The sequence below is a fragment of the Tardiphaga sp. 215_C5_N2_1 genome, assembly GCF_052076055.1.
GTDB classification, from domain to species: domain Bacteria; phylum Pseudomonadota; class Alphaproteobacteria; order Rhizobiales; family Xanthobacteraceae; genus Tardiphaga; species Tardiphaga robiniae.
Genome location: NZ_CP197240.1, coordinates 2,858,098 through 2,874,338 on the forward strand (window position 1 = coordinate 2,858,098; position 16,241 = coordinate 2,874,338).

14 protein-coding genes are annotated in these 16,241 nt (G+C 61.7%); 5 read left to right on the top strand and 9 right to left on the bottom strand.

Going from position 1 to position 16,241, the window contains the following annotated elements; genetic code table 11:
- The first annotated feature begins 136 nt into the window (after positions 1–136).
- The 3 genes from AB7828_RS13640 to AB7828_RS13650 are packed head-to-tail and all read left to right on the top strand — an operon-like array spanning position 137 to position 3,686.
- Positions 137–1,177 carry a branched-chain amino acid ABC transporter permease gene (locus AB7828_RS13640; RefSeq protein WP_175368285.1) on the top strand — a complete coding sequence of 347 codons (1,041 nt, stop codon included), beginning with the start codon at positions 137–139 and terminating at the stop codon, positions 1,175–1,177.
- Between the two features lie 5 nt (positions 1,178–1,182).
- Positions 1,183–2,958: a branched-chain amino acid ABC transporter ATP-binding protein/permease gene (locus tag AB7828_RS13645; protein WP_441230421.1), complete on the top strand. Its 1,776-nt coding sequence runs from the start codon at positions 1,183–1,185 to the stop codon at positions 2,956–2,958.
- A complete protein-coding gene (locus AB7828_RS13650; RefSeq protein WP_441230422.1) occupies positions 2,955–3,686 on the top strand; it encodes an ABC transporter ATP-binding protein in 732 nt (243 codons plus the stop codon). The genes AB7828_RS13645 and AB7828_RS13650 overlap by 4 nt, the downstream gene beginning before the upstream one ends.
- 18 nt (positions 3,687–3,704) lie before the next feature.
- Here AB7828_RS13650 and AB7828_RS13655 read toward each other — a convergent pair whose 3' ends face one another.
- Positions 3,705–4,460 carry a TetR/AcrR family transcriptional regulator gene (locus AB7828_RS13655; RefSeq protein ID WP_441230423.1) on the bottom strand — a complete coding sequence of 252 codons (756 nt, stop codon included), beginning with the start codon at positions 4,458–4,460 and terminating at the stop codon, positions 3,705–3,707.
- 178 nt (positions 4,461–4,638) lie between these two features.
- On the opposite strand from AB7828_RS13655, the gene AB7828_RS13660 reads away from it, so the two are divergent.
- Together AB7828_RS13660 and AB7828_RS13665 are read left to right on the top strand one after the other, a co-directional pair.
- On the top strand, positions 4,639–5,715 hold the full coding sequence (locus AB7828_RS13660; protein WP_439062873.1) for an aromatic ring-hydroxylating dioxygenase subunit alpha: 1,077 nt from the start codon (positions 4,639–4,641) through the stop codon (positions 5,713–5,715).
- A 64-nt stretch (positions 5,716–5,779) separates the two neighbouring features.
- Complete coding sequence (locus tag AB7828_RS13665; RefSeq protein ID WP_441230424.1) at positions 5,780–6,979, top strand: ABC transporter substrate-binding protein; 1,200 nt, start codon at positions 5,780–5,782, stop codon at positions 6,977–6,979.
- Positions 6,980–7,049: 70 nt separating this feature from the next.
- On the opposite strand, the gene AB7828_RS13670 is transcribed toward AB7828_RS13665, so the two are convergent.
- The 8 genes from AB7828_RS13670 to AB7828_RS13705 all read right to left on the bottom strand — a co-directional run bounded on the left by AB7828_RS13670 (position 7,050) and on the right by AB7828_RS13705 (position 16,240).
- Complete coding sequence (locus AB7828_RS13670) at positions 7,050–8,198, bottom strand: ABC transporter substrate-binding protein (RefSeq protein ID WP_441230425.1); 1,149 nt, start codon at positions 8,196–8,198, stop codon at positions 7,050–7,052.
- A gap of 192 nt (positions 8,199–8,390) precedes the next feature.
- Positions 8,391–9,539: an ABC transporter substrate-binding protein gene (locus tag AB7828_RS13675; RefSeq protein WP_093756840.1), complete on the bottom strand. Its 1,149-nt coding sequence runs from the start codon at positions 9,537–9,539 to the stop codon at positions 8,391–8,393.
- Between the two features lie 129 nt (positions 9,540–9,668).
- Positions 9,669–10,430, bottom strand: a complete 762-nt coding sequence (locus AB7828_RS13680; protein WP_089265449.1) for an SDR family NAD(P)-dependent oxidoreductase — start codon at positions 10,428–10,430, stop codon at positions 9,669–9,671.
- Between the two features lie 48 nt (positions 10,431–10,478).
- Positions 10,479–12,362, bottom strand: a complete 1,884-nt coding sequence (locus AB7828_RS13685; protein WP_441230426.1) for a feruloyl-CoA synthase — start codon at positions 12,360–12,362, stop codon at positions 10,479–10,481.
- A 65-nt stretch (positions 12,363–12,427) separates the two neighbouring features.
- Positions 12,428–13,219 carry a crotonase/enoyl-CoA hydratase family protein gene (locus AB7828_RS13690; RefSeq protein WP_120291800.1) on the bottom strand — a complete coding sequence of 264 codons (792 nt, stop codon included), beginning with the start codon at positions 13,217–13,219 and terminating at the stop codon, positions 12,428–12,430.
- Positions 13,220–13,383: 164 nt separating this feature from the next.
- A complete protein-coding gene (locus AB7828_RS13695; protein WP_441230427.1) occupies positions 13,384–14,280 on the bottom strand; it encodes a cyclase family protein in 897 nt (298 codons plus the stop codon).
- 180 nt (positions 14,281–14,460) lie between these two features.
- Positions 14,461–14,925: a DUF3237 domain-containing protein gene (locus tag AB7828_RS13700; RefSeq protein ID WP_441230428.1), complete on the bottom strand. Its 465-nt coding sequence runs from the start codon at positions 14,923–14,925 to the stop codon at positions 14,461–14,463.
- Between the two features lie 4 nt (positions 14,926–14,929).
- Complete coding sequence (locus AB7828_RS13705) at positions 14,930–16,240, bottom strand: TRAP transporter large permease (RefSeq protein WP_089265454.1); 1,311 nt, start codon at positions 16,238–16,240, stop codon at positions 14,930–14,932.
- Position 16,241 lies beyond the last annotated feature (1 nt).

Here is a 16,241-nt window from a genome sequence, read left to right on the forward strand (position 1 = left end):
GTGCGACAGGCCTTGAGATTATGTTCAATAATCGTTATGAAGTATATCAAATAGACGGCGGGTTTCAACCGCCATTGTTGATCGTCCCGCGCCTGTGGTATCCGGCGCGCCAGACAGTGTGGGGGAGCGCGCGGCTTTGAATACGACGATTTTGCTGTTCCTTTTGCAGGACGGCATCACCAATGGCGCGATTTATGCGCTGCTCGGGCTGGCCCTGGTGCTGGTCTTTGCGGTCACACGTATCATCCTGATCCCCCAGGGCGAATTCATCACCTTTGGCGCGCTGACCTATGCCAGCCTCTCGGCCGGCCAGATGCCGGGCACCATCAAGCTCGCCGTCGCCATGGGCGTCGTGGCCTTTGCCTTCGATCTCTTCACCTTCCGCAAGGCGCTCCATGCCAGGCGCGTACTGCGCTCGATTGCCGTCAATATCGTGTTCCCGCTGGCGATCTGGGGCGTGATGTGGGCGCTGGGTGGACGGCCGGGGAATATCGCCCTCAACATCGCGCTGTCGCTGCTGATCGTCGCCGCCATCGGCCTTTATCTCTATCGCATCGCGTTCCAGCCGATCGCCCACACATCGGTTCTGGTACTGCTGATCGCCTCGGTGGGCTGCCACCTCGCACTGCAGGGTTTTGGCCTCGTCTTCTTCGGCGCCGAAGGCCAGCGCGGCCCTGCGATCTCGTCTGACGCCATCACCATCGGCGCGCTGCGCTTCACCGGCCAGAGCATCGCCGTCTATGGCATCACCATCGCTCTGATCGTCGGGTTGTGGCTGTTCTTCGGCTACACGCTTTATGGCAAAGCGCTGCGCGCCACGGCGGTAAACCGCCTCGGTGCTCGCCTCGCCGGCATCCGCACTTCGCTGTCGGGTCAGATCGCATTCCTGCTGGCCTCCGTCATCGGCGCCATCTCGGGCATCCTGATCGTCCCGATCACTACGCTCTATTACGACACCGGCTTCTTAATCGGCCTGAAGGGCTTCGTCGCCGCGATCATCGGCGGCCTCGTCAGCTATCCGCTGACGGCTGCCGCCGCGATCCTGGTCGGCTGCGTTGAGGCGTTCTCGTCGTTCTATGCGAGCAACTACAAAGAGGTCATCGTCTTCACGCTGATCCTTCCGGTTCTGGTGCTGCGCTCGCTCGCCGCACCTGAAGTCGAAGAAGAGAAGGATTAAGCGCCATGCAACAGCGTCTCCTTCCCATTCTCGTTTTCGCGCTGGTGATGGCTGCGATCCCCTTCGTGCCGGGCGTGCCACCATTCTGGATCGTGCTGCTCGACAATATCGGCCTCGCCGCGCTCGTCGCCATGGGCCTCGTGCTGCTCACCGGCGTCGGCGGCCTGACCTCATTCGGCCAGGCGGCGTTCTGCGGTTTCGGCGCTTATACGACGGCCTATCTCACCACCGCCTATGGCATGTCGCCGTGGCTGACGCTGCCGATGTCGCTGATCGTCTCGGGCCTCGCCGCGGTACTGCTCGGCATCATCACCATGCGTCTGTCGGGCCACTATCTTCCGCTCGGCACCATCGCCTGGGGCATCAGCCTGTTCTATCTGTTCAGCAAGCTGGAATTCCTCGGCCGTAACGATGGCATTTCGGGCATCCCGCCACTGTCGATCGGCACGTGGAAGATGCTGGATCCCGGCTCGATCTATTTCCCGATCTGGATCGCAGTCATCATCTGCGCGCTGCTGTCCATGAACTTTCTGGACTCGCGGACCGGCCGCGCCATCCGCGCGCTGCGTCGTGGCCATATCGCAGCCGAAGCCTTCGGCGTGCAGACGGCGCGCGCGAAGCTCCTGGTCTTCATCTACGCAGCAGTACTCGCCGGCCTGTCCGGCTGGCTCTATGCGCATTTCCAGCGTGCTGCGAATCCGACGCCGTTCGGACCGCATCTCGGTATCGAATATCTGTTCATCGCGGTGGTCGGCGGCGCGGGCTATGTCTGGGGCGGTGTGCTCGGTGCGGCCGTGGTCGTGATCCTCAAGGAAGTGCTTCAAAGCTATCTGCCGCTGATCTTCGGTGGCGGCGGGGGCCAGCTCGAAACCATCGTGTTCGGCATCCTGCTCGTGGCGCTGCTGCAACTCGCGCCAACTGGCATGTGGCCGTGGCTGACCGCGTGGCTCCCTGCTGGCGACAGCCGCAAGCGCCCCGCGCCAGCCGATGCACTGCCCGCCCGCAACGACCACCGTCCGGACACCGGCGTCTTGCTGCAGGTCGACAAGGCACGCAAGCAGTTCGGCGGCGTCGTCGCCGTCAACGACGTGTCGTTCAATGTGCAGGCACGCGAGATCGTCGCTTTGATCGGCCCCAACGGCGCAGGCAAGAGTACGACCTTCAACCTCATCACCGGCGTACTGGCCGCGACCGCCGGCAAGGTCACGGTGCTCGGCAAGAGTGTGTCCGGCGCGCCGCCGCAGGAGATCGTCAAGCTCGGCATTGCCCGTACCTTTCAGCATGTGAAGCTGGTGCCCGACATGACCGTGCTGGAAAACGTCGCCCTCGGCGCGCATCTGCGCGGACGTTCGGGCGCCATCGCCAGCATGCTGAGGCTTGACCGCGCCGACGAAGCGAAGCTGCTCGCGGAAGCTGCCAAGCAGATCGAACGTGTCGGTCTCGGCGACCAGATGAACCAGCTCGCAGGATCCTTGTCGCTCGGCCAGCAGCGCATCGTCGAGATCGCCCGCGCACTCTGCGTCGATCCGATGCTGCTGCTGCTCGACGAGCCCGCGGCCGGCTTGCGCCACATGGAGAAGCAGCAACTGGCATCGCTGCTGCGCCAGCTCCGCGACGGCGGCATGTCGGTTCTGTTGGTCGAACACGACATGGGCTTCGTCATGAATCTCGCCAATCGCATCGTGGTGCTCGATTTCGGCACCAAGATCGCCGAGGGCGCGCCGGCTGACATCAAGACCAATCCCGACGTCATCAAGGCCTATCTGGGAGCGGTCGCATGAGCGCGTTGCTACAAGTCTCTGATGCGCATGTCGCCTATGGCAAGGTCGAGGCCGTGCGTGCGGTCAATCTCGAGGTTCGCGCCGACGAGATCGTCACGATCATTGGCGCCAATGGCGCCGGCAAAACCACGCTGCTCAATGCGGTGATGGGTATCCTGCCGCTGAAAGGCGGTGTGATATTCGCAGGGCAAGACGTCTCCAAGATCGACATCGAAGACCGCGTCGCTGCCGGCCTCAGCCTCGTGCCCGAGCATCGCGAATTGTTCGCCACGATGAATGTGGAAGACAACCTGCTGCTCGGCGCCTTCCGTATCGACAAGGCGACTGCCGCACGATCTTTCGAGCACGTCTACACCCTGTTCCCGCGCCTCAAGGAACGCCGCAAGCAGCTCGCCGGCACATTATCGGGCGGCGAACAGCAGATGCTGGCCATGGGCCGCGCACTGATGGGCGCGCCGAAGCTGCTGATGCTCGACGAACCAAGCCTCGGCCTCGCCCCGATCATCGTCGCCGACATCTTCCGCATCGTCAGCGAGCTGAAGGCTGCCGGCGTCTCCGTGCTGCTGGTGGAGCAGAACGCGCAGGCCGCACTGAAGATCGCCGACCGCGCTTATGTGATGGAGCTCGGCGAGTTCATCCTCGACGGAAACGCCAGCGACATCGCCAGTAACCAACGCGTGGTCGCGAGCTATCTGGGTTTCCAGCACGAAGGCGAGAGCGCGATCTAGTCGGGATGCGCGCGCCTTCTAGCGTGCGACGGACCGCTCTAGCATCTTCCAGACCCAGTCCTGCCAGCGCGAGAGCTCGCCTGCGTCCATCAGGTCGCGGCCGAGAAACGCCGTCAGCGTCCAGCGATTAGAGACGTAGAAATAATTCAGCGACATGATCGCGATGTAGAGCTGCAGCGGCTCGACATCGGCGCGGAACACACGCTGGGAGATACCGCGGCTGACGATCTTCTCGACCATTTCCAGTGCCGGCGATGAAAGCCGCTTAAGGCTCTTGGCTTTCGAGACGTGCCGGCCGCGATGCAGGTTCTCGTTGTTGAGTACCGTGATCATCTCGGGATGTTCGATATAGTGTCGCATGGTGAAAACCGCGAGCCGGCGTAGCGCATCCATCGGATCAGTCAGATCGAGCGCCAGTTCGCGCTCCGCATCCGTCATGTTGACGTACAGTGTTTCCAGCACCGCAATATACAGCTTCTCCTTGCTGCCGAAGTAGTAATAGATCATCCGGTCGTTGGATTTCGCCAGCTTCGAGATCGACGCGATGCGCGCCCCACTGAGTCCGCGTTCGGCGAAGATCCGGATCGCGGCGTCCAGGATATTCTTGCGAATGATCCCGCCATCAACGAGTTTCGGCCGCCCCCGTGGCGCGCGTTTGGGCACGGCTGCCTTGCGCCCTGGCATCCCATCGTCCGGCTGACTGACTGACCGGGCCGTCGTCGTTGGTGCGCCGCGCGTGGCGGTTCGCGCGGCCACGGCGCGTTTTTCAGCCATTTAAAGCGATTCCCTTGCTCTCATCGGCACATTCTATGCGCCGCCGCAACGGCTGCCACAAGCCTGCGCAGCTTCGAATAAATCTTAAGCTGGACGTCTGATTTAGATCGGATCTATATTCGTTAAGTATTTACTTCAATAAATCGGACAACGTTCTTCCCTTACCGGAGTAATGGCGATGATCGAACGAGACCAGCAGCAGCCAGCCTCCTATGTCCGCGACACCTGGTATCCCGCGACATGGTCGCGCGACGTCACCGACAAGCCGGTGCAGCGACGTATCCTCGGTGAACTCGTCGCGCTGTATCGCGGCGAAGACGGCAATATCCACGCATTGGAAGACGCCTGCCCGCATCGACTGGCGCCGCTGTCGATGGGACGGATCAGGGGCTCCATGCTGGAGTGCGGCTATCATGGCCTCACCTTTGATGGCACGACCGGCCGCTGTGTGCGTATCCCTGGCCAGCACAACATCCCCGCTAACGCTCAGGTGCGTAGCTTCCCTGTCTTCGAGAAAATGGGCCTGATCTGGATCTGGATGGGCGATGCGACGCTGGCAGATCCCGCAACAATCTATGACCTGCCACAGTTTACCGACTCTGAATGGAGTGCGGTGGAAGGCGATGCACTGCACATCAGCTGCAACTATCTCAATCTCGCCGACAATCTGTGCGACCCTGCCCATGTCAGCTTCGTGCACCTCTCGACGCTGGGTAATTCAGCCGGCGAGGAAGTGCCGGTCGAAACCGAGAAGCGCGGCGACGATTATCTCGTCACCTGGCGCTGGATCATCGATGCACCGGCCATCCCGCTGTTCCAGAAATTCGGCAGCTTCACCGGCCATGTCGATCGCTGGCATTATTACCACTATCACGCGCCAAGCATCGCGGTGATCGACTTCGGCAGTGCCGCCACCGGCACGGGCGCGCCCGAAGGCAAGCGCGACGACTGCATCCAGATCTTCGCATGCCACTTCATCACGCCAGTCGATGAGAACAACTGTATCGACCACTGGCTACACGTGAAAAACTTCAAGGCCGACGACGACGCCAACAAGCGTCTGTCGGACCAATTCCGCATCGCCTTCCAGGAGGACAAGGACATCCTCGAAGCGATCCACCAGAACGAGCGCGAACCGCGTACGCGGCGCCCGCTACGGATCGCCATCGATGGCGCACCGATCCGCATGCGTCAAATGGTCGAGCGCATGATCGAAGCCGAGCGCAAGGATGTTGCGATAGCCGCCATCGCCTGAATCGACGCCGTGCCGCGCGGCGGATACCCGCCCCACTCTTCCAGATCAACACAAGGAGACAGAAATGGCCTTTCGGGTAAAAACGTTACTGACGCTCCTGTTGCTGGGATCAGCATCCACGGCTGCGCAGGCAGGCGATACGATCAAGATCGGCGATCTCAACAGCTACAAGGCAATGGTCGCCAATACGCAGCCCTATCGCAACGGCCTCGACCTTGCGATCGCAGAAGCCAATGCTGCGGGCGGCGTAATCGGCAAGAGGCTCGAAATGGTCTATCGCGACGACGGCGCCAATCCCAATGAAGCCGTGCGGGCGGCCGACGAACTGATCTTGCGTGAGAATGTTGATATCCTGACCGGCACCATCCTCAGCCATGTCGGCCTTGCCGTTGCCGACTTCGCCAAGCAGCGCAAGATGTTCTTCCTTGCCTCCGCGCCGCTCACCGACAAGCTGATCTGGGAAAATGGCAACCGCTATACTTACCGGCTGCGGCCCTCGACCTACACGCACGCCGCCGCGCTGGTTCCCGACGCGGTGAAGCTCAAGAAGAAGCGCTGGGCAATGGTCTATCCCAACTACGAATACGGCCAGTCTGCCGTCGCGACCTTCAAGACCCTGCTGAAACAACAGCAGCCCGACGTTGAATTCGTCGCCGATCTGGCGCCGCCGCTCGGCAAGATCGAAGCCGGTGCAGTTGCGCAGGCGCTCGACGATGCCAAGCCTGATGCGATATTCAACGTGCTGTTCGGGCCAGATCTCGCCAAGTTCGTCCGCGAAGGCAACACCCGCGGCGTGTTCGAGAAGCGGGACGTCGTCAGCCTGCTGACCGGCGAACCTGAATATCTCGATCCACTGAAAGACGACGCACCCAAGAACTGGATCGTCACAGGTTATCCCTGGTACCTGATCAAAACGCCCGCACATGAGATCTTCGTGAAAGACTACCAGGCCAAGTACAAGGACTATCCGCGAATGGCGTCGCTGGTCGGCTATGTGACCGGCAAGGCGCTGGCTGCAGGCATCGTGAAAGCCGGGTCCACAGAGTCCGAGAAGCTGGTCACCGCATTCGCCGACCTGACATTCGACAGCCCCGCCGGACCGATCGCCTTCCGCGGCATCGATCATCAGGCGACGCTCGGCCTCTATGTCGGACACACCGGGGTCAAGGACGGCAAGGGCGTGATGACCGACATGGTCTACAAGGATGGTGCAGCATTCCAGCCATCCGATGCAGACGTACGAAAATGGCGTCCGCTGGACTGACAGCTCGTTACGCACCAACAAAAGCCGGCTGCCTCGCGACAGCCGGCCTTTGTTTGAACTGTGCTCCGGTTTACTTCGCCGGAACGTACTTCCCGTCCTTGACCGTCAGCAGGATCCGCGAGCGATCATCGACGCCGTTGCGGTCCTTTTCGGTGTAGTTGTAGACGCCCTGCGTCGCGGCGATTTCCTTCTCGCTCATCAGCGCCTGGCGGATGGCCTCGCGGAATTCCGGGGTGCCGGGCTTGGCGGTCTTCAACGCCACGGGCACGACGCGCTTCAGCACTTCGAACACGTCATAGGCATGACCGGCGAACTGGCTGCGGCTGTTGGCGCCGTATTTGGTTTCATAGGCTGCGTTGAGTTCGAGGCCGGGCTTCTTGGTCAGCGCCGAGTCGGGCTGGCCTTCCGGGTACATCACGGGACCAGCAGCCATCAGCACACCTTCGGCCGACTTGCCGGCGATGCGGATGAAGTCTGATGAGGCGGCGCCGTGGGTCTGATAGATCAGGCCCTTGTAGCCGCGATCGCGCAGTTCGGACTGCGGCATGCCGGCGCCGGTGCCAGCGGCACCGATCAGGATGGCATCGGGATTGGCGGCGATCAGCTTCAGCGCCTGGCCGGTGATCGACGTATCCGGACGCGCGAAGCGCTCATCATCGACAATGGACATGCCCATCGTTGATGTCTGCGCCTTGAGGTCGTTGAACCACAGGTCGCCATAGCTGTCCGAATAGCCGACATAGCCGATGGTCTTCACGCCGTGGGCCTTCATGTGGTCGTACATGACCTTGCCGACGATCTCGACCGGCTGCGGCATGTCCACCGACCACTTCACGCGCGCGGGCGTGAACGGCATCGGCGACAGGCTGAAATGCGGCACGCCGGCTTCATTGGCAACCGCTGACATGGCGACCGAGGACGGCACGATCGACGAGCCGACCATGATGTCGGCCTTGGATTCCGACACGAACCGGCGCGCGTTGGTGGTGGCGATGGACGGATCGCCGCCGTCGTCGAGCACGATCAGCTTCAGCGGCACGCCGCCGATGTCCTTGGGCACGAATTCCAGCGCGTTGCGCTCGGGCACGCCCAGCGCCGCCGCAGGGCCCGTGGTGGAAATGCTGATGCCGACGGTGATCTCTGCGGTCTGGGTTTCGGCGGAGGTGGCAATCGCCAGCGAGACGGCAACAGCCGCGATCGCCAGATGAAGCTTAGACATGTCTTATCTTTCTCGTGTGGAAGCGGAGAGCGCCGAAAGCGGCAGCGATACCGGCAGACGTGGCGCTGGTTGTGGCCGCGCGAAGGCTCGCGCACAGCAAAAAGCCGACCCTCTGGCGAGGGCCGGCCTTGTTATCGAAAAATGCCGGCGAAGCAAAGGCGCTTCGCGCCCCTGCCCTCCGTCAGATCTGCATTACTGGGCGAGAACGTATTTGCCGTCTTTCACCGTCAGCAAGATGCGCGAACGCTCATCCAGACCATACCGATCCTTTTCCGTGAAGTTGTAGACGCCCTGGGTGGCGGCAATCTCACGCTCGGTGAGCAGCGCCTGCCGGATCGCCTCGCGGAACTCCGGAGTGCCAGGCTTGGCGGTCTTCAGCGCCGTCGGGATCACTCGCTTCAGCACCTCGAAGGCGTCATAGGAGTGGCCGGCGAACTGGCTGCGGCTGTTCGGGCCGTATTTGGCCTCATAGGCGGTGTTGAGCGTCATGCCGGGCTTCTTGGTCAGGGCCGTATCGGCCTGGCCTTCCGGATACATCACCGGGCCGGAGGCCATCAGCACGCCTTCGGCGGCCTTGCCGGCGATACGGATGAAGTCCATCGAGGCGGCGCCGTGGGTCTGGTAGATCAGGCCCTTGTAGCCCTTGTCGCGCAATTCGGTCTGCGGCAGCGCGGCGGCGGTGCCGGAGGCGCCGACCAGGATCGCGTCAGGATTGGCAGCAAGCAGTTTCAGTACCTGACCGGTGACCGACGTATCCGGACGGGCAAAACGCTCTTCCGCCGCGATGTTGATGCCCATCGGCACCGCCTGGGTCTTGAGATCGTTGAACCACAGATCGCCGTAGCTATCGGAATAGCCGATATAGCCGATGGTCTTGATGCCCTTGGACTTCATGTGGTCGTACATCACCTTGCCGACGATTGGCACGGGCTGGGGCATGGCCACCGACCACTTGGCGCGTTCCGGCGTGATCGGCAGCGGCGACAGGGCGAAATGCGGGATGCCAGCTTCGTTGGCCACGTTGGACACCGCAATGCTGGTTGGCGTCACCGCCGAACCCATGATGATGTCGGCCTTGGATTCGGTCATGAAACGGCGGGCATTGGTGGTCGCGGTGGTCGGATCGCCGCCATCGTCGAGCACGATGATCTTGAGCGGCACGCCGCCGATTTCCTTCGGCACGAATTCCAGCGCGTTGCGTTCGGGAATGCCCAGCGCCGCCGCGGGGCCCGTGGTTGACGTGGTGATGCCGATAGTGATGTCGGAGGTTTGGGCAAAAGCCGGTGCAGCGAGTGCCAGCGATGCGGCAACAGCCGCGATCGCCAAGTGATGCTTGGTCATGGGTCTCTCCCTCAGAGTCATTTTTTATGGCTTCAGCTAAATCAAAGTTCGGCTGGCTTATCAGCCCCTTCTTTAGGTCAGTGCGCCCGTACCGGTAAAGGGCTGGCGCACTGATGCTTTGCCGCAGGCTTAACGTGGCGCCATGCGCAGCGAGGCGTCGAGCCGGACCACCTCGCCGTTGAGATACGGATTGTCGATCATGTGCAGTGCGAGAGACGCGAATTCGTCGGCATGGCCGAGCCGGCGTGGGAACGGGATCGCTGCGGCGAGACTGTCCTGCGCCTCCTGCGGCAGGCCCGCCAAAAGCGGCGTCATGAACAGGCCCGGCGCGATGGTCAGCACGCGGATGCCGAACTGGGCCATCTCGCGGGCGATGGGCAGTGTCATGCCGACGATGCCACCCTTGGAGGCCGAATAGGCGGACTGGCCGATCTGGCCGTCATAGGCCGCCACCGAGGCCGTCGAGATCACCACGCCGCGCTCGCCGGTCTCCAGCGGCTCCAGCTTGGACATCGGGTCCGTTGCCAGGCGGATCATGTTGAACGAGCCAATCAGGTTGACGCGAATGACCTTGTCGAAATCGCCGAGCGCCATCGGACCATCGCGGCCGATCACGCGCTTGGCGACGCCGATGCCAGCGCAGTTCACCAGCACACGCGCCGGGCCGTGCGCATTGGCGGCGGCGGCGACCGCGGCTTCAGCGGAGGCGGCGTCGGACACGTCGCAGGAAATGGCAACACCGCCGATTTCCTTGGCGACGGCTTCGGCGAGGGCGATGTTGAGATCGAGCAGCGCGACTTTCGCGCCCTGCGCGGCGAGCCTGCGGGCGGTCGCAGCGCCGAGACCGGAAGCGCCACCCGTGACGATAGCGGCCTGGTTCTTCAATTGCATGATGTCCTCCCCTGTTCGATTTCTCTGCCGTTCATTGGCGGCTTTCAACTAGATCACGATCACTTTCGCAACTTCCGGATTCCCATAAATATCGTCGATCAACCTGGCGCGATGCTCCAGCACGGCGCGCTGATTGACCGAGCCCTTGTCCGTGACCTCACCACGATCGATGGACAGCGGGGTGTCGAGCAGCACCGCCTTGGCAATCCGCGTGGACGAGCCGGTAGCACCGGCCATGAAACGTGCGAGGCGCTCACGGAACGCGTTGCGGATGATCGGATCATTGGCTGCCGCAGCGAGGTCGCCCGCAGGAAGATCGGGATTGATCACGCGGCAGCCATCGAGATCGAGAATAACGAGAGCTGCGAGTTCGTCGCGGTTGATGCCGGCGATGACCACATCGCGCACCAGCGGCGCACAAGTACCGACGAAGCGCGCGCGCAGCGGGCCGACACTGACCCAGGTGCCGCTGCCGAGCTTGAAATCCTCGGAGATGCGGCCGTCGAAATCAAAACCAGCGGAGAGATCATCGGGATCGACGGCCTTCAGCGCATCGCCGAAGATATAATAGCCTTCCTCGTCGAACGCTTTCGCGGTCAGTTCCGGCTCGCGCCAGTAGCCCGGCGTGATGTTCGGCCCTTTGGCGCGCACTTCCATCTTGCCGTTGTTCGGCACCAGCTTGGCATCGTTGCCCGGCACCGGAAGGCCGACATGGCCTGAGCGACTGGTCACCGGGTTGACGCACATGAAGAAAGGGGATGTCTCGGTAGCGCCGAGGCCGGTGAGCATGGGCACACGCACACCCGTTGTCTGCACCGACAGCTCATCGAGGCTGTCCCAGACATAGGCCGACAGCGCTGCGCCGGAAAAGAACATTGCGTGCAGCCGCGCGAAGAATTTTTCGCGCAACGCAGCGTCTTCACGCAAATACGGCAACAACGATTCATACCCCTTGGGGACGTTGAAATAGACCGTCGGCGAGATCTCGCGGAGATTACGAATTGTCTGTTCGATACCCGTGGGCGTCGGCTTGCCGTCGTCGAGATACATCGAACCGCCATTGAACAGCGTCAGCCCGATATTGTGATTACCGCCAAAGGTGTGATTCCATGGCAGCCAGTCGATGATCACCGGCGGCTCGTCCTTCAGGAAGGCCAGCGTATCGCGCAGCATGATCTGGTTGGCGCACATCATACGCTGGGTGTTGATCACAGCCTTCGGATTGCCAGTGGAGCCTGAGGTCAGCAAAAACTTCGCAATGGTATCCGGACCGATGGCTGCGTTCGCTGCGTCGAGATTGGCGGCCTCCGGCATCACGAGCAGATCGGAGAGTTTGGTCACGCGCCGGTCCGGCAGGGAGCCGGTACTTACGACGACTTCAGTGCCTTCGGGCACATTGAAGTGAATAGCGTTCGTGAATGCATTGGCGTCATCGACAAAGACCAGCCCCGGCGTCAGCAGCTTCATGAGATAGCCGAGCTTGCCGTAGTCCTTCGACACCAGCGAATAGGCCGGCGACACTGGAGCGTAGGGAATGCCGGCATAGAGCGCGCCGAAGGCGATCAGTGCATGATCGACCGAATTGCCGGAGAGAATGACGATGGGCTTGTCGGCGGACAACTCGCGCGACAGCAGCGCCGAGGCGATGTGGCGCACCGCATCCAGCATCTGCGCGTAAGTGACTTCACGCCAGCCGCCGCCTTCCGCGCGCTCAGCCATGAAGACCCGATCCGGCGCTTCCCTGGCCCAGTGATGCAGATAGTCGGTGACACGGTCCGGATAGTCGCCGATGGCATTGGTCGGACGCAGATAGATGGTGCCGTCGTCGTGGCGCTCGATGGTGACCGCGGGATCGCCATAGGAAATCGGCCGCAGCGGATGCGCGGTTATCGCTCGCTTTGTCTGATCGATTTTGTCGGCACTTGCAGACATTGTTTCCGCCCTGTGTATTCGTCCCGATTGTTGCTTTTATTTTTGTTCGTTGTCGTCTTGCAGGATTAGCCGGGCTTCACCTTGCCTGCCTTGCGCTCCAGAAAATCCCTGATGCGATTTTTCGCCTCCTGATCGCTCTGCGCCACCGAGGCCATCAGCGCTTCGAGCATCAGGCCTGTCTGCGGACTGGCTTCGGCGATCAGCGGCAAGGCCTGCAGCACGGCAAAATTTGTCAACGGTGCGTTCTGCGCGACACGCTCGGCAAGCTCTATGGCCTTGGGCAAGGCGCCGCCGGCTTCCGTCAGATACTGCGCGAAGCCGAGCGCCACGCCCTCCTCCGCCTTGTAGACGCGGCCGGTGAGCATCATGTCGGCCATCCGGTGCACACCGATCAGGCGCGGCAGACGCATCGAGCCGCCGCCACCGACGAAGATACCGCGGCTGCCTTCCGGCAGCGCGTAATAGGCCGAGGGATCGGCAACGCGAATATGCGCGGAGCAAGCCAGTTCAAGGCCGCCGCCGATCACTGCGCCCTGTAGTGCGGCGATCACTGGGACGCGGCAGTGCTGGATGATATCGAACACCCGGTGCCACATCCGCGAATGCATCAAGCCGGCTGTCGCGTCGCGCTCGGTGAGTTCGGACAGATCGAGACCCGCGGAAAAATGCCCGCCGATGCCGTGGACGACGACGGCACCGATTTCCTCGGGCAGCGACGCGAAGCAACGCTCGATGTCCAGGATCAGTCCATCGTTCAGCGCGTTGCGCTTGGCAGGACGGTTCAGGCCCACGATCAGCACGCGGCCTTGGGTTTCGATCTGGAGCATGGCAGCGGTAGCGGCGACGGCTTGGTTCATGAGCGCGATTAGGTCCTGGCTAGAATAATTATATCTTATAACGAATAGCGCATGAGTCAATCTTGCGGTGCAATAGGCTGATCTCGTCCTGCATAAAGTCAGGTATTCTGGTGCGACAGCGATCCGGTCTCGCCTGATAGACCGGATCGCCTCTATTACCGGGGCTAGCGGATCGCCACCGGGTTGATCATGCTCTGCACACCGCCCTTGAAGCGGGGCTGACCGAGCACAAACAGGAATTCGTAGCCTTTGTCCTTGGCCAGTTCGGACGTATCCATGTTTTCGAGGATGTAAGTCCCGTTCATCGCCAGAAGTATCTGGTGGATTTCAAATACATTGCCGGTTTCGAACGGCAGCACCTCGACGCCCCAGGTATCGGCGCCGACCGCGACAACACCCTTGCTGGTCAGATATTTGGCGCCCTCGGCGCCAAGGCCAGGCTCGCCGGCATTGTAGCGTTTATCGTCCTTGCCGAGCAGGCTGAGCCATCCGGTGTGGAACAGCACGACGTCGCCTTGCCTGATCTCGACGCCCTGCGCCTTGGCGACCTCCTCGATTTCCTTGACGTTGAAAGCAGTGCCTTCCTTGACCACATCAGTCTTGTAGTAAGCCGCCATGTCCAGCAGCACGCCACGGGTGACGAGCGGCGGCACCTTGTCGATGCCAAGTTTCTTCAGGCCGTTGGCATCGCCGAAATCGGCGACTTTGTTGCCATTGTAATAGACGTGGTTGACGCCGACCCAGCCGTTGAGCATGTCGTCGTTGTAGGTCGCGTGATTGGGACCGAGCCCGGGATTGCCGGCCTGACCGGGCTGTACCACGGTGATCTTGAAACCGCGGGGCGGATAGGCCGGCGTGTCCGCCCCCACCGGAATGCCGAGCGCATAGGTCTTGCCGGTCTTCACCAGTTGCGCGGCAGACTTCACGAGATCCGGTTTCATGTAGTTGGCGGCGCCGATCTCGTCGTTCGGCCCCCATTTCGATTTGGTCCAGTCCTGCGCCAGGGCAGGCACAGCCATCAGTAGCGAAATCGCAGATCCAAGCACCCAAGCTCTCAGCATCGTCGCCTCCCTGTGTAACGCCGGCTTTTTGCCGGTCGATGGAGATTTAACACCAGAAATTGCTGAGAAAGTAAGCTGACACCTCCGCCATTGCGAGCGAAGCGAAGTAAATCCAGAAAGCCAAGAACTGGATTGCCTCGTCGCTTCGCTCCTCGCAATGACAGCGGAGAGGATAGAGCCCTACAGCACCTGATGCACCGCGAGTTCGACGCGATCGGGATGCCGTGCGCCGACGCCGATGAACAGGTTCTGCATCAGCCAACGATACTTGGGATGCCCTGTCTCGAATTTCGGCACCGAGCGGAAATAGATCAGGGTGGGATCGACCGCCTCGCCCCGAGCGATGCGATCAAGCGCCTCCTTCGGGCCAAAGCGGACGCCTATATTCTCGATATAGATCAAGGCCCCGTCGTCGAGCTCGAACGTATATTTCGCTTCCAGCTCGGTGAAGCCATCCGGACGGATAATCTGAAAATCGGCGCCGCCCGAATGGATCGTACCCTTGATGCCCTCGCCCTGCACAGTGCCGCCAAGGACCGGGATGACCCGGCGGATGCCATATCCGAGATCGCCGGCCACGATCGGCGTGCCGACCTTGATCGACAGGCTGAAGACATACTTCGTCGCAAGCTGCGGTGTCGTCATGATGTCATCCGATCATCCGCATCGGCAGCCAGGTGGCAATCAGCGGGAACAGGATCAGCAGCACGAGACGGATCAGGTCGGTAACCACGAATGGCAGCACGCCTTTGAATATCGTCGACATGCTGACGTCCTTGATCACACTCTTGATGACGAAGACGTTCATGCCGACCGGCGGATGAATCAGGCCGAGCTCGACGGTCATGACGATGACGATGCCGAACCAGATCGGATCGAAACCAAGTGCCATGATCACCGGAAACACGATCGGCACGGTGAGGATCACCATGGCCATGGCATCCATCAGGCAGCCCAGCACCAGATACATCAGGAGGATCAGCGCCAGCACGCCGTAGGGGCCGATGCCGAGGCCGGTGAGGAACTCGGTGACGTGCTGCGGGGTCTGGGTAATCGTGAGAAAATAGCCAAAGCACAGCGCACCGATGAGCACGGTGAACACGGCGGCAGCGGTCCGCGTCGCTTGCAGCAATGACTGCAGGATGCCGTCCTTGTTCAGCTTGCCGCGCAGCACGCCGATGATGAAGGCGCCGACCGCGCCGACCGCACCGGCTTCGGTCGGGATGAAGAAGCCGCCATAAAGGCCGCCAATCACGAAGACGAACAGCAACAATGGCGACCAGACATCGCGGATCGCCGCGGCGCGCTCGCGCCACGAGGCTTTCGGGCCAGCCGGCAAGAAGCCCGGCTTGACCACGCCGATGATCGCAATGGTGATCATGTGCATGACGATAGCGAGCAGGCCCGGCACGATGCCGGCGATGAACAGCTTGCCGATGTCTTGCTGGGTAATAATGCCGTAAACCGCCAATACCGTGGACGGCGGCAGCATCGCGCCGAGCGTGCCGCCCACGGCGATGACACCCGTGGCGAAGCTCTGCGGATAATTGAAACGCCGCATTTCCGGATAGGCAACGGCGGAGAATGTCGCGGCCGTCGCCACCGACGACCCGGAGATCGCGGCAAAGCCGCCGCAGGCGGCGATGGTCGCGATGCCCAATCCGCCCTTCCAGTGGCCGACAAAGGTGTTGGCCGCGCGAAATAGTTCACGGCTGATACCCGACACCGAAACGAAGGCGCCCATCAGGAGGAACATCGGGATCACGCCAAAGGAATAGTCCGTCACCGTCCGCATGGTAGTCTGGCCGACCAGTTTCAGCGCTGGCGCAAAACCAGTGAGATAGCCGAAGCCCGTGATGCCCACGAGCCCCATTGCCATACCCACCGGCACGCGCAACAGCATCAATACGAACAGGCTGACAAAGCCGATGACGGCAACCGCTTCGTTACTGAGATCCATG

Coding starts and splice junctions, on each gene's coding strand:
- AB7828_RS13645 (WP_441230421.1), top strand. CDS start 1,183: ATGCAACAGCGTCTCCTTCCCATTCTCGTTTTCGCGCTGGTGATGGCT.
- AB7828_RS13685 (WP_441230426.1), bottom strand. CDS start 12,362: ATGTCTGCAAGTGCCGACAAAATCGATCAGACAAAGCGAGCGATAACC.
- AB7828_RS13660 (WP_439062873.1), top strand. CDS start 4,639: ATGATCGAACGAGACCAGCAGCAGCCAGCCTCCTATGTCCGCGACACC.
- AB7828_RS13690 (WP_120291800.1), bottom strand. CDS start 13,219: ATGAACCAAGCCGTCGCCGCTACCGCTGCCATGCTCCAGATCGAAACC.
- AB7828_RS13655 (WP_441230423.1), bottom strand. CDS start 4,460: ATGGCTGAAAAACGCGCCGTGGCCGCGCGAACCGCCACGCGCGGCGCA.
- AB7828_RS13680 (WP_089265449.1), bottom strand. CDS start 10,430: ATGCAATTGAAGAACCAGGCCGCTATCGTCACGGGTGGCGCTTCCGGT.
- AB7828_RS13705 (WP_089265454.1), bottom strand. CDS start 16,240: ATGGATCTCAGTAACGAAGCGGTTGCCGTCATCGGCTTTGTCAGCCTG.
- AB7828_RS13675 (WP_093756840.1), bottom strand. CDS start 9,539: ATGACCAAGCATCACTTGGCGATCGCGGCTGTTGCCGCATCGCTGGCA.
- AB7828_RS13695 (WP_441230427.1), bottom strand. CDS start 14,280: ATGCTGAGAGCTTGGGTGCTTGGATCTGCGATTTCGCTACTGATGGCT.
- AB7828_RS13700 (WP_441230428.1), bottom strand. CDS start 14,925: ATGACGACACCGCAGCTTGCGACGAAGTATGTCTTCAGCCTGTCGATC.
- AB7828_RS13650 (WP_441230422.1), top strand. CDS start 2,955: ATGAGCGCGTTGCTACAAGTCTCTGATGCGCATGTCGCCTATGGCAAG.
- AB7828_RS13670 (WP_441230425.1), bottom strand. CDS start 8,198: ATGTCTAAGCTTCATCTGGCGATCGCGGCTGTTGCCGTCTCGCTGGCG.
- AB7828_RS13665 (WP_441230424.1), top strand. CDS start 5,780: ATGGCCTTTCGGGTAAAAACGTTACTGACGCTCCTGTTGCTGGGATCA.